This window comes from [Clostridium] aerotolerans DSM 5434, from assembly GCF_000687555.1.
In the GTDB taxonomy this organism is placed as follows: Bacteria; Bacillota; Clostridia; order Lachnospirales; family Lachnospiraceae; genus Lacrimispora; species Lacrimispora aerotolerans.
The window spans coordinates 38578-51746 of sequence record NZ_JHWJ01000009.1; the positions used below are offsets into that span (position 1 = coordinate 38578).

Sequence of the window (13169 nt, forward strand, 5' to 3'; positions counted from 1 at the left end):
CTTATGGAGAATTATGAGTTTTTTAATGGCTTTGGAGGATTTGTCTGTGATGGCAGAGAATATGAAATTCTGCTGGACGGAAATAACAGGCCGCCGGCACCCTGGATTAATGTGATCTCAAACAAGGACTTTGGTTTCCAGATATCGGAGTCGGGGGCAGGCTTTACCTGGAGCATTAACAGCCGGGAGAATAAGCTTACACCCTGGTCCAACGACCCGGTCAGTGACAGGGCGGGTGAGGCAATCTATATTATGGATGAAATTACCGGAGAGGTAATGACACCTATGTCTCTGGGAAGATCTGACAGAGGCATATACCGGGTAAGGCATGGGTTTGGATACAGCCGGTTCCTTCATGAGGAATCAATGGTTGAGCAGGAGCTGACTGTATTTTGCCCACTTCATGAATCATTAAAACTATGGAACTTAACCCTTAAGAATCAGTCGGATAAAGTGAAGTATTTAAGCCTTACCTATTATGTAGAATGGGTGCTGGGAACCCAGAGAGAGCAGACCGATCCCTATATTCTCACCTCCTATGACAATGAACATGAATATTTGTACGCAAAAAACATTTACACCATGAACTTTCAAAACAACTATGCCTACCTGTTTTCCAATGAGACAATTGTGGGTTATACCGGAGACAGACAGGAGTTTCTGGGACAAAAGGGCAGTATCAGAGAACCAAGGGGAGCAGAAGTCAAGCTTACCTGCAATACAGGAGTGTGTTATGACTCCTGTGGCGCAATACAGGTATCCATAGCACTTCAGCCTCAGGAAAGTAAAACGGTGGTATTTGGACTGGGCCAGAGCAGCAGCTTAAATGAGATTAATCAGATCAGAAACAGATTCAGGGATGTGACTGCGTCAGAAAAAGAACTGGAAGAAGTCAGAGCCCACTGGGACAAATTATTAGGAACCATTCAGGTAAAGACAAAGGACCGGGCAGTTGATATCCTGGTTAACGGCTGGCTGCTCTATCAGACATTATCCTGCCGGATTCAGGCAAGAGCAGGATTTTATCAATGCGGTGGAGCTTATGGATACCGGGACCAGCTTCAGGATACCCTTTCTCTGCTTTTTACCGATCCGGGTATTTTGCGCAGTCAGATTCTCATAGCCTGCAGCAGACAGTTTGAGGAAGGAGATGTCCAGCATTGGTGGCATCCTCCCATGGGAATCGGGGTAAGGACACGAATTACCGATGACTTGCTCTGGCTGCCTTATTGTACTGCTGCTTATATTCAAAACACTGGAGATTATTCAATTTTAAAGGAAACAGTGCCTTACATTAAAGGTCCGGTACTCAAGGAAGGGCAGCACGATGTCATGTTTACTCCTGAAGTGTCCCAGCAATCCGGAAGCGTCTATGAACATTGCAAAAAGACCATTGACCGGACATTTTTCGGAGAGCATGGACTTCCCCTTATGGGCGGAGGCGACTGGAATGATGGTATGAATGAGGTGGGAATACAGGGAAAGGGCGAAAGCGTATGGCTTGCCTGGTTTTTATATACCGTATTAGGGGATTTTATTCCTTTATGCAAGCAGGAAGGGGAAGAGGCCTACGGACAGGAGCTGGAGCAGAAACGGGAAACTCTGCTGCAAAGCATTGAAGAACATGCCTGGGATGGGGAATGGTATCTGCGGGCCTTTTATGACGATGGCTCGAAACTTGGATCAAAGGTAAATGATGAATGCAGAATTGATTCCATCAGTCAGTCCTGGAGTGTAATCTCAAAAGGAGCCCGCAAAGACCGTGCCAGGACCTCAATGCAGTCGGCATGGCGTTATCTGGTACGGGAAGAGGATGCCCTTTCTTTACTTCTTGCACCTCCTTTTCATAAAACAAATAAAAATCCGGGCTATATCAAAAATTATATTCCAGGCATCCGGGAAAATGGAGGTCAGTATACTCATGCAGCGGTGTGGCTTGCAATTGCAACAGCTATGGAGCATGATTATGACATGGCACAGACCCTGTTCACCATTCTTAATCCCATTTATATTACACAGAAAAAGAAAGAAGTTCTTCGTTACGAAAAAGAACCTTATGTAATGACAGCTGATATCTCATTAAGCCCGCCTTATACCGGAAGGGGCGGCTGGAGCTGGTATACTGGTTCCGCAGGCTGGATGTATCAGGGGCTGTTAAACTGGTTTCTGGGGATACGAAAAGAAGGGAATGAACTGGTGATTGATCCGGCAACGCCTGTAGATTTCGGAGATTTTACCATTGAATATAAATATGGCAGCTCTTATTACGAAATCAGGGTCGAGAGCAGGAGCAAGGGGAAACTGACAACGGAATCCATTATTTTAGACGATAGGCCGATTCAGGGGAACAGAATTGTACTGGAAGATGATGGAGAAAAGCATCATATTATAGTATGATTAAAAAGGCAGTTAATAGGAAGAAAGGCAAATTTCATGTCAGACAAAGAATATAGGAAAGAGCAGTTTCTTAAGATAGATGAGCACCTGCTCCATGATAACTGTCCATCCGAATATCTGGAAGAAATTAGCGGGGAACCGTGGTTTTCTGAGTATCCGTTTTCCATGCTGTTAAAACTAAAGGACACACCCCAGTCAAAACGCCACCATCCGGAAGGCAGTGTGTGGGCTCATACGATGATGGTGGTAAATGAAGCAGCAAAGCGGAAACGGGAGAGCAAATCGGAACGAACCCTGATGTGGGCAGCGCTGCTTCATGATATTGGCAAACCGGGGACCACAAAAATCAAGAGAGAAAAAATTACCTCCTATAATCATGATTTTGAGGGAGAACAGCTGACAGAAGATTTTTTGTCCTGTTTTACTGGTGACGTTTGCTGGATTACTTCTGTGGCAAAGCTGGTCAAGTATCATATGCACATTTTGTATGTTACGGAAAAACTTCCATTTGGAGATGCCGGTAAAATGAAACGGGAGACGGATGTGAATGAAGTTGCCCTGCTGGGGCTTTGTGACCGCATTGGCAGGGGAAATAGTGATCCGGATTATGAAAAGGAAGTAATAAGAAAATTTAAGAAAATAATTTGTCTACAGCATGAGACAGACTCTTAAGAGTCTGTCTTTTGGAATGGATATATTTTTCCCATAAGATTATCGGTACAGGCCAGATGTCCGTCTTTTGTTATCACAATAGCGCCCAAATCCTTCCGTTCATTGACCATGTGGATGATAGAGATCGCATCGTATCCAAACAATTTTGTCGTGTAGATGTCACAGTCCAGAGAGGTATCTGCAATGATTGTGACAGAAGCGATATCGCTTTTTATGGGATAACCTGTTTTGCTGTCAAATATATGGTGGTATTTGCTGCCTTCCTTTTCAAGCACTCTTTCGTATATGCCTGACGTTACAACGGATTGGTCTTTTACTTTAACTATGGCGGCCGCATTTCCTCTTGGCAAAAACGGATTTTGAATTCCTACGTTCCACTCGTCCTCATGGGACGGGGATTCTCCAAAAACAAGAACATTGCCTCCCATATCCACCTTAGCAGAGACAGCTCCTTTTTTCTGAAAGAAATCCATGACTTTATCCGCAAAATATCCCTTTGCAATTCCTCCAAGGTCTATTTCCATACCATCCTTTAAGAAATATACGGTTTTAGCTTCATCGTCCAGTTGTATATTGTCAGGATTTAACAGTTCCAGCACATTCTCAATGGCTTCTTGTTCAGGTACATGCGCTTCGGCAAAACCGATTCTCCATAGCTTTATCAATGGGCCGATAGCAATATTTAAAAAAGAACCTTCACAAAGACTATGCTTTTTTCCTATTTTTATCAGCTCATAAAGCTCTTCATCCACCTTTTGCGGAGCGAATGCAGCTCTTTTTTTCAACATGGAAAGCTGGGAGTCCTCACGATTGGCACTAAAGACTTCGTTATAATGAATCAACATGTCCTCAGCTTTTTTTAACAGAATCTCAGAATTGTTTCCCTTAACATAGAGGGAGATTTTAGTGCCCATAAGATATATTATTTTTGTATGTTCAGTCATTTCAGTCTCCTATCGGGGTTTCGTCCTGCCCATGAGTTAAAAAGGCATCAATCAGGTCGTTATCAATCTTGGTCAGTGTTCTTTCCGTGAGATATGCAATAAAATAATCTAAGCTCAGCTCATCGATGGGAATGGGATAAATATTGTATTTAGACGGGCACTCCTTAACATAGACGCTTTCCGGTACGATGGCAAGTCCTAAATTACCTATAGCCAGCTTAAGTACCGTATTGATATCCGTACTTTCCATGATGATGTTAGGCTCTACCTTATAAACATTTAACAGCTGATCGATCTGTTTTCTGATGGCGGAACCCTTGGAGGTCAGTAACAGCCTTTGGCATAAGAGTTTACTTATGTCGATGGTTCCTTCCGGGATGATATCAACATTTTCCTGATAAAGGTCACAGCAGCGGGGAATTACGGCCCGGTATCGGTGTCTGCCCCAGCTGACGGAATTTAAGTTTGGTGATATGTTTCTGGAGTTTTGACCAATCCAGAAATCCAATTCATTGTTTTGAGTAAGCCTCTCACTTTTTTCCGGCAGAACCTCGGTAAGCTCGATTCTGCAGTTGGGATGCATGTCCAGAAACTCCGGGATAAAAAGAGGCAAAAGGTAGGTTCCAAGGCTTGGAAGTACCCCTATCTTTATGACCGTTCTGTCCATATCGGATACATCGGAGATATCCTTAAGAAGCTTTGCGTATTTATTTTCTAAAGAAGTCAAATACTGATAATATATCTTCCCCTGCTCCGTCAAGCGGTAAGGGAGTTTGTTGCGGGTGATAAGCTCACAGTTTAACTCGCCTTCCACACGTTTAATCACCTGTGTCAAATAGGGCTGGGAAATATAAAGGGATTTAGCAGCCTTACTATAATTGCTGTATTTTAAAATGGCATCAATATAATACAGGATGTCCTGAGAGGAGAATTTAGACATTTTATTCCTTCCTTTGAAAAATAATTTACTTTTTTAGGTTTGTTTCTGATTATAACAAATTTGTTATTAAACTTCAATAAATTACTATTAGATAATATGGATACAATATGTTAAAATAATATCAAACACATGAGTATTACTGTGAAAGCTTAATGTACAGGAAGGGGATTACTATGAAATATTTAGCAATCGTAGGCACCAATTCAGATGTGTCAACCAATCGTATGCTGCTTCAATTTATGCAAAAGCATTTTTCTGGTGAAGCGGAGATTGAAGTATATGAAATTAAGGATTTACCTGCCTTTATGGAACCGGAAGATTCTGAAGTTCCTGAAAAGGTAGCAGAGTTATCTGATAAAATTTTGAGCGCTGATGGAGTCATTATAGCGACCCCAGAGTATGATCATGCGATTCCGGCAGTTTTAAAAAGCGCTCTTGAATGGATTAGTTATACGAGTCAGGCACTTACGGACAAGCCTGTTTTAATCGTGGGAGCATCTCACGGTACTCTTGGTTCCTCCAGAGCACAGGCTCATTTAAGACAAATACTTGATTCCCCTGAGCTTGCAGCCAGAATCATGCCAAGCAGTGAGTTCCTTTTAGGAAAATCACAGGGTGCATTTGACAATTCAGGCAATCTCATCTATGAAGATAAGTTATCAGAGCTTGATGAAATTTTCAGAGAGTTTGTTCTGTTTACGGATATCACATCAAAGCTTCTGGAAGAGAAAGTTTTGAATAAAAAAGTGAAAAAATACACTTGGCAAGACTAGGAGGATAAATATCAATGAAATTTATAGCTATTGTTGGAACGAATGCAAAAAAATCCTATAATCGTAAGCTCCTTCAGTTTATGAAAAAGCACTTTGAATCAAAGGCAGATATAGAAATACTTGATATTACAGATGTTCCTATGTTTAATCAATCTGATAATCAGTCCTACGGTCCGGTATTACAGATGTTCAACGATAAGATTACGGAGTGCGATGGTGTTATTATGGCGACTCCTGAATACAATCATTCCATTCCATCCAGTCTTAAAAGCTTGATTGAATGGTTAAGCTTTGACCTTCACCCCCTTGCAGGCAAACCAGTGATGATCGTTGGTGCTTCTCTTGGAACTCAGGGTTCCTCCCGTGCACAGCTCCATCTTCGTCAGATTCTGGATGCACCAGGTGTGGATGCCAACGTAATGCCAGGCTATGAATTTTTACTTGGCAGTGCGGATAAGGCATTTGATGAAGCTGGTGACTTAAGCAATGAAGGAACCATAGATTTCCTTGAGATTTGCTTCCTTCGGTTTATGCGTTTTGCAAAAATTGCAAATCAGCTGAATGAGGAAGAGGAATTCTCCTTTGAGCCAGGTGAGTATGAGGTAAATGCAATCGGCCACAGCGGAAGCCTTCCAATGAAGGTATCCTTTAGTGAGAAACGAATCGAAAGTATTAAGATTGATACCGAAGGTGAGACAGAAGGCATCGCCGATGTTGTTTTTGTTAGAATACCAGATAAAATTCTGGAAGGACAGACTTTAAATGTAGATGCCCTCTCCGGTGCATCCGAGACCAGCAATGCAGTCATTGATGGTGTGGCCAAAGCTGTGAAGCTTGCCGGAGTTAACCCTGATATTCTTAAGAGACGTCCAAAGCCAGCCAGCAGCCGTATCAGAGAAGACGAAGAGTATACTTGTGATGTAGTTGTTGTAGGCGGAGGCGGTGCTGGATTAAGTGCAGCTGCTACCGCATTACAGAATGGTTCCAGTGTCATTGTTCTTGAGAAATACCCGGCAGTGGGTGGTAACACCATTCGTTCCGGTGGTCCTGTCAATGCAGCAGATCCAGAGTGGCAGAAAAAGTTTGATGAGAACCCAGGAGAGAGACATACCATTGAGTCATTACTAAATACGGATGAGAGCCAGATCCATGCAGAATATCTGGATGATTTCCGCGCTCTGAAAGAAGAATTCGCTGCCTATCAGAAGAAGTTCGGCACAGAGAAGGGCCATTTATTTGACTCCCCGCTTCTTCACAGAATGCAGACCTACTTTGGAGGCAAACGAACAGACTTAGAAGGCAACACCATATACGGACAGTATGATCTTGTAAAAATAATGACAGACAGAGCGTTAGAGAGCGTTAACTGGCTGGAAGAAATCGGCGTTGAGTACGATAAGAGCATTGTATTTGCCCCTGTTGGTGCATTATGGCGCCGCGGTCATAAGCCTGTAAAAAGCTATGGTACTGCATTTATCCTGGCTCTTCACAAATATGTAGAGGAGAACTCCGGAAAGATCATCACTGACAGCCCGGTCAAGGAATTAATCATAGAAAACGGTGAAATCAAAGGCGTAATAGCTACTGGTGTCAATGGCCAGAAGATCACAGTATACGCAAAGGCAGTTGTCCTTGCAAGCGGTGGCTTTGGTGCCAATACAAAGATGCTGAAAGAGTATAACACCTACTGGAGCAATATTGACGATGATATAAGAACCACCAATTCCTACGCCATGACTGGTGATGGAATCGCCCTTGGTAAAAGCGTAGGAGCAGCGCTTACTGGAATGGGCTTTACACAGATGATGCCTGTATCTGACCCTGACACCGGCGAGTTATTCAGTGGACTTCAGGTACCACCGGAAAACTTCGTAATCGTCAATCGGGAAGGAAAACGATTCGTCAATGAATTTTCCGGAAGAGATGTGTTAACAAAAGCTGCCATCGACCAGGGTAGTCTGTTCTACCTGATCGCTGATGATGAGATAAAGAAAACAGCAGCCAATACCAGTCAGGAAAAGATTGACCGTCAGGTAGAAGCCGGCACCTTATTCAGAGCGGATACCATCGAAGAGCTGGCTGTGAAAATCGGTATGGATCCGGCAGTTCTTAAGGATACGGTTAATAAATACAATTCCTATGTAGATGCGGGCTTTGATCCTGAGTTCCATAAGGACACCTTCAGCTTAAAGGTGGAGAAAGCTCCATTCTATGCAACTCCAAGAAAGCCAGCGGTTCACCATACCATGGGCGGACTGAGAATTGATACAAATGCCCGTGTATTAGATGAAAATGGACAGCCAATTAAACATCTTTATGCAGCAGGAGAAGTTGCTGGAGGTATCCATGCAGGCAACCGTCTTGGCGGCAATGCGTTAACTGATATCTTTACCTTCGGACGAATTGCAGGAAAAACGGCTGTAGACGAAATGAAATAACTAAAATCTGATTAAGAATAAGACCACCTTACCCTTGCCTATTTTGGCAAGGGTATTTTAATGCGACAAAAACCACCATTCGCACTTGAAAAAATGTTGAAACAGGTCAATTGTTGCGTTTTGATTTCATTTATTAAGTGGGGAAAAGGCTATATAATAGAATTGTTACTGAAGTGATACATAGAGGTACAAAAGGAGGTTATAAGCAATGACGAAACACAGGAGTAAAATAAGAAATATGGCTCTATTTGCACTGACAGCCGTTCTCATGACCGGTAATTCTGTTTCAGCTTTTGGAGGTACCGGCAATCCGCAATCAGGCACCTTCCGCATCCTCACTTATAACATTGGGGGCCTGCCATCCATGTTTTCCAGCAGCGGAGATCCAAAGAATTACATTCCCCAGATAGGAGCTAAGCTCCAGGCCTATGACTTAATTCATGTGCAGGAGGATTTTAATTATCATGCAGCCCTTTATGCAAACGACACTCATCCATACCGGACCCCTACATCAGGCGGGGCAGGAATCGGAGATGGCATGAATTTCTTATCCAGCTTTCCCTATGAAGATATGGACCGGGAGACATGGACGGATCGTTATGGGCTGATTGGCAATGGCAGCGATGAGCTGACACCAAAAGGATTCATGTACAATCAGGTTAAAATCGCAGACGGAGTTTATGTGGATGTTTATAACCTTCATGCTGACGCAGATACAGATCCAAAATCCCAGGCTGCAAGACGCAGCAATTTGTCTCAGCTGGCCACATACATAGAGGAATATTCCAAAGGACATGCAGTCATCGTTTTCGGTGATACCAACTGCCGGTATACGAGAGCGGATGACAACTTAAAAGCCCTGTTCGTAGATAGGCTGGGAATGAAAGATGTTTGGATTGAAAAAATCAGAAATGGAGATTATCCGCAAATGGGAGCAGATGCACTCCTTGGTGTTTCAGGCTCTACAAGTCCTGACAATGAAGTAGTGGATAAGATTTTTTACCGCAGCGGCAACGGGGTTACCCTGACCCCATCGTCTTATAAGGTTGAGAATACGTATTTCACCGACTCAGCCGGAAATCAGCTTTCGGATCATTATGGAATCAGCAGTGAATTTTCCTATACCACTGACAGCCGTCTCACCTATAGTAATTTATGGGGAGGCTCCGGTGGCATTGCCTTTAATTTCTTAAGAAATATGGCGCCCTTAGAAAGTAAGCCGGTTTCTGTATCCATACGTGGGGATAACCGGGTGGATGCTGTATCAATGACTTATGCAGATGGAACCGTATTAAGGAATGGAGGAACCGGAGGAACAGAAAAAACGCTGGCTCTGGATTCGGATGAGTATATCACAAAAGCTGTCATATATAAAAACGCCTATAACAAAGGGGATCGGATCTTCTATCTGGAGCTGACCACAAGCAAAGGACGTGTGTTAGCAAACGGTGTAAAAAGCGGAGCATCCCTTACGTTAACGGCTCCTCAGGGAACGTATCTCGCAGGCTTTTTTGGACGTGGGGAAGCCAATGTGGATAAACTGGGAGCAATCTGGCGAATCATAGAGTCAAGATAAGATTAATTAGGGGCTGTCACGACCTTGAAAATTTCCACAAGATATGGCTTTTGATTTCTGATTCAATTTCCATACCTTGTTTGAAGAAAGTAGTCACGGCAGTCCCAAGTTCTTATGGTTTTATCTTACATTTTATTTCAGGTTGACATTTTGATCTATATATCGTAATATTGTAATATATAGAAATACAGATAAATTAAGGCATACCCTTACAGAAAAGAGGTCTTTATGAATAATAACATCGAACATTACACAGAAGCAGCGGAGCTTTTAAAAGTGCTTGCCCATCCGGTCCGTTTATGTATGGTCAATGGGCTGCTAGAAAAAGGAGAATGCAACGTAAGCTTTATGCAGGCATGTCTTAAAACGCCTCAATCCACCGTATCCCAGCACATACAAAAACTAAAGGCTTCCGGAATTATAGAGGGCCGCAGAGAGGGACTTGAAATTTATTACCGGATCAAGGACCAGAGAGTGGCAGAGCTGATAAAGCTACTGGTGTAGCACTTCATATAATATGATTCATCTGGAGGATAGTAATCATGGGTAAAAAGGTTTTAATCGTAGGCGGTGTTGCAGGCGGAGCCTCAGCAGCAGCCAGGCTTCGAAGGCTTAATGAAGAAGCTGAAATCATTCTTTTGGAAAGAGATGAGTATATCTCATATGCTAATTGCGGCCTGCCATACTACATAGGAGGAACCATTGCAGAACGGGAGAAGCTGCTGGTGCAGACGCCTCAGGCCATGAAAAACAGATTTGGTATTGATGTGAGGATTCACAGTGAAGTAATATCTGTTGATATTGAAAATAAGAGGGTTCTGGTAAAAAATCCAGAACGGGGAGAGTATGAAGAAACCTTTGATAGCCTGATTCTTTCGCCTGGAGCAAAAGCTTTGCGTCCGGATATCCCTGGGATTAATAGCAGCTTTATCCATACCTTAAGAAATGTAGGGGATACGGACCGGATCAAAGCCTGGGTGAATGAAAAAAAGCCCTTAAGAGCAGTGGTAATCGGCGGAGGCTTTGTAGGCGTTGAGATGGCGGAGAATCTTAAGGAACTTGGGATACAGACCACACTGGTGGAAGCGGCTCCCCACATACTGGCTCCCTTTGACGATGATATGGTACTGGCGGCGGAACAGGAATTAGAGCAGAATGGGGTCCGCCTTATTTTAAAGGATGGCATCACAGCCTTTCGCGAAACCGAAACGGGGATAGATGTCCATTTAAAAAGTGGAAATACACTTTCTGCTGACCTTGTAATTCTGGCTATGGGTGTAAGACCTGATACCTCATTTCTCTTATCCAGCGGTATTGAGCTTGGGGAAAGGGGACATATCCTGGTAAATGACCATATGGAGACAAGCGTCAAGGACATCTATGCAGTCGGCGATGCCATTGAAGGAAAAGATTTTGTAACAGGCGAAAAGAGTGCAGTCGCTCTGGCTGGCCCGGCGAATAAGCAGGGTAGAATTGCCGCAGACAACGTAGCTGGGCTCAGTTCCCGCTATGATGGCTTTCTTGGTACGTCCATCATTAAGGTGTTCCATTTGACGGCAGCCCGAACAGGTGTCAGTGAAAGAACTATGAAAGCCAGTGGAATGTATTATAAAATGGTACACATACACCCCATGTCCCATGCTTCCTATTATCCCGGAGGACATAACATTTCCTTAAAGCTGATGTTTGATGGGAATGGAAAGATACTGGGGGCGCAGGCAAGCGGATACGACGGAGTTGATAAACGAATTGATGTGATTTCTACGGTCATCAGTATGAATGGAACGGTAGAGGATTTAACAAGACTTGATTTATCCTACGCTCCCCCCTATTCCTCCGCAAAGGATCCGGTCAATATGGCAGGCTATACAGCAGAAAATGTGCTTCGTGGTTTAAGTCACATTACCACATGGGATAAGGTGTTTGAAAACAGAGATAAGATACTTCTCCTGGATGTGAGAGAGGAAATGGAATACAGCTTAGGTCATGTGGATGACTCCATAAATATTCCTCTCAATACCTTAAGAAGCAGACTATCCGAACTCAGGAAGGACCAGAAAATAGTCGTTTACTGCCAGGTGGGGCAAAGAGGTTATCTGGCGGACCGGATTCTCACCCAGCATGGATTTGAGGCGGAAAATGTAACTGGCGGCTTTAAACGGGTAAAAGATTATCTTCATAAGGAAAAGAAAGAACCTGCCATTTCAAATGCGAATGAGCCGGATAAAGAAACAGCCAAAATCTTGGATGCCACCGGACTTTGCTGTCCTGGCCCCCTTCTGAGAGTAAAGCAGGCTATGGATCAGCAAAAAGAAGGTGAAATTTTGAAAGTCACAGCATCAGATCCCGGATTTTATGAAGATGTGAATGCATGGTGCAAAAGTACGGAAAATCAGCTTTTGAATCGCAATCGGGAAAATGGTAATGTAACAGCTGTGATACGCAAAGGAAAATCAGTGATCCCAAGCTCAAAGGAATCTGTAGAAGAAAATACAAAAAATAACAAGACCATGGTAGTGTTCAGCGGTGATCTGGATAAAGCCATTGCTTCCTTTATTATAGCCAACGGTGCTGCATCCATGGGAAGAAAGGTGACTATGTTCTTCACCTTCTGGGGACTTAATATATTAAGAAAGCCGATTAAGGTAAAGGTGAAAAAGGGACTGATGGACTCCGTGTTTGGTATCATAATGCCAAAGGGCAGCAAAAAATTAAAGCTATCCCAGATGAATTATATGGGAATGGGAGCTCAGATGATACGTTCCGTCATGAAGAACAAGAACGTGGATTCCCTGGAAAGTCTTATAGAGGCGGCAATTTCAAACGGTGTGGAAATCGTTGCCTGTCAGATGTCAATGGATGTTATGGGTTTAAAGAAAGAAGAGCTGATCGACGGAGTAAAGATAGGCGGAGTTGGTTATTACCTGGGAGAAGCGGAAGAGTCTAATGTAAATTTATTTATATAAAAATATATACGACTGAAATATGGGAAGCCTGCGGTAATTAACTGCCAGGCTTCCCATGTTTCATTGCTTGGGTGATTTAAAAATTATTTTAACACATCCTGATATTCCGGGTGTTTTTCAAACCATGCAATTGCATAAGAACAGGTTAGAACTGCTTTTTTCCCCTGAGAGCGGAGATGTTCAGCCACCGCTTCCATAAGCTTTCCAGCCACGCCCTGGCCTCTTAAAGAATCATCTACAAAGGTATGGTTGATATCTACGGTGTCCGCATCCACATTGGGAAACGTAACTTCTGCCAGCAGATTATTATCGGAATGAAAATAAGCGATCTGATTTGGATTATAAGTAAAATTCATATGATTACCTCCTTACATGTAGTACAGAAATTATATCACGAATGGGGGATCCATTCAACAAACCGGAAGAAATATTTTCCTTGGCTGTCTGTCTTAATGTGACAAAA

At 43.1% G+C, this 13169-nt stretch carries 10 protein-coding genes; 7 read left to right on the forward strand and 3 right to left on the reverse strand.

From position 1 onward, the window contains the following. The first annotated feature begins 3 nt into the window (after positions 1-3). A complete protein-coding gene (locus tag T546_RS0113070) occupies positions 4-2397 on the forward strand; it encodes a GH36-type glycosyl hydrolase domain-containing protein (protein WP_026891990.1) in 2394 nt (797 codons plus the stop codon). A gap of 36 nt (positions 2398-2433) precedes the next feature. Next, entirely contained in the window at positions 2434-3069 is a 636-nt protein-coding gene (locus T546_RS0113075) for an HDIG domain-containing metalloprotein (RefSeq protein ID WP_026891991.1), read from the forward strand. Here the strand turns inward: T546_RS0113075 and T546_RS0113080 are convergent. Both T546_RS0113080 and T546_RS0113085 read right to left on the reverse strand, forming a co-directional pair. Then, on the reverse strand, positions 3066-4013 hold the full coding sequence (locus tag T546_RS0113080) for an FAD:protein FMN transferase (RefSeq protein WP_026891992.1): 948 nt from the start codon (positions 4011-4013) through the stop codon (positions 3066-3068). The genes T546_RS0113075 and T546_RS0113080 overlap by 4 nt on opposite strands. A 1-nt stretch (position 4014) precedes the next feature. Next, the gene (locus T546_RS0113085) at positions 4015-4953 is read right to left on the reverse strand and encodes a LysR family transcriptional regulator (RefSeq protein WP_026891993.1); all 939 of its coding nucleotides are present in this window, start codon (positions 4951-4953) and stop codon (positions 4015-4017) included. A 173-nt stretch (positions 4954-5126) separates the two neighbouring features. On the opposite strand from T546_RS0113085, the gene T546_RS0113090 reads away from it, so the two are divergent. From T546_RS0113090 to T546_RS0113110, 5 genes are all read left to right on the forward strand, one after another. Next, entirely contained in the window at positions 5127-5726 is a 600-nt protein-coding gene (locus T546_RS0113090; RefSeq protein ID WP_026891994.1) for an NADPH-dependent FMN reductase, read from the forward strand. 14 nt (positions 5727-5740) lie between these two features. After that, positions 5741-8164 (forward strand): flavocytochrome c, encoded by a 2424-nt coding sequence (locus T546_RS0113095; RefSeq protein WP_026891995.1) that lies wholly within the window; start codon positions 5741-5743, stop codon positions 8162-8164. 208 nt (positions 8165-8372) lie between these two features. Then, positions 8373-9740, forward strand: coding sequence for a jacalin-like lectin (locus T546_RS0113100; RefSeq protein ID WP_026891996.1), 1368 nt, complete (start codon positions 8373-8375; stop codon positions 9738-9740). A gap of 228 nt (positions 9741-9968) precedes the next feature. Then, positions 9969-10244 (forward strand): ArsR/SmtB family transcription factor, encoded by a 276-nt coding sequence (locus T546_RS0113105; RefSeq protein WP_026891997.1) that lies wholly within the window; start codon positions 9969-9971, stop codon positions 10242-10244. A 38-nt stretch (positions 10245-10282) separates the two neighbouring features. Continuing rightward, positions 10283-12706: a DsrE/DsrF/DrsH-like family protein gene (locus tag T546_RS0113110; RefSeq protein ID WP_026891998.1), complete on the forward strand. Its 2424-nt coding sequence runs from the start codon at positions 10283-10285 to the stop codon at positions 12704-12706. A gap of 83 nt (positions 12707-12789) precedes the next feature. On the opposite strand, the gene T546_RS0113115 is transcribed toward T546_RS0113110, so the two are convergent. Beyond that, the gene (locus tag T546_RS0113115; RefSeq protein ID WP_026891999.1) at positions 12790-13062 is read right to left on the reverse strand and encodes a GNAT family N-acetyltransferase; all 273 of its coding nucleotides are present in this window, start codon (positions 13060-13062) and stop codon (positions 12790-12792) included. Positions 13063-13169: the final 107 nt, after the last annotated feature.

Bases quoted from the DNA above. Each gene is read 5' to 3' on its own strand.
- T546_RS0113085 (WP_026891993.1), bottom strand. From the start codon at position 4,953: ATGTCTAAATTCTCCTCTCAGGACATCCTGTATTATATTGATGCCATT.
- T546_RS0113095 (WP_026891995.1), top strand. From the start codon at position 5,741: ATGAAATTTATAGCTATTGTTGGAACGAATGCAAAAAAATCCTATAAT.
- T546_RS0113075 (WP_026891991.1), top strand. From the start codon at position 2,434: ATGTCAGACAAAGAATATAGGAAAGAGCAGTTTCTTAAGATAGATGAG.
- T546_RS0113115 (WP_026891999.1), bottom strand. From the start codon at position 13,062: ATGAATTTTACTTATAATCCAAATCAGATCGCTTATTTTCATTCCGAT.
- T546_RS0113070 (WP_026891990.1), top strand. From the start codon at position 4: ATGGAGAATTATGAGTTTTTTAATGGCTTTGGAGGATTTGTCTGTGAT.
- T546_RS0113080 (WP_026891992.1), bottom strand. From the start codon at position 4,013: ATGACTGAACATACAAAAATAATATATCTTATGGGCACTAAAATCTCC.
- T546_RS0113090 (WP_026891994.1), top strand. From the start codon at position 5,127: ATGAAATATTTAGCAATCGTAGGCACCAATTCAGATGTGTCAACCAAT.
- T546_RS0113105 (WP_026891997.1), top strand. From the start codon at position 9,969: ATGAATAATAACATCGAACATTACACAGAAGCAGCGGAGCTTTTAAAA.
- T546_RS0113100 (WP_026891996.1), top strand. From the start codon at position 8,373: ATGACGAAACACAGGAGTAAAATAAGAAATATGGCTCTATTTGCACTG.
- T546_RS0113110 (WP_026891998.1), top strand. From the start codon at position 10,283: ATGGGTAAAAAGGTTTTAATCGTAGGCGGTGTTGCAGGCGGAGCCTCA.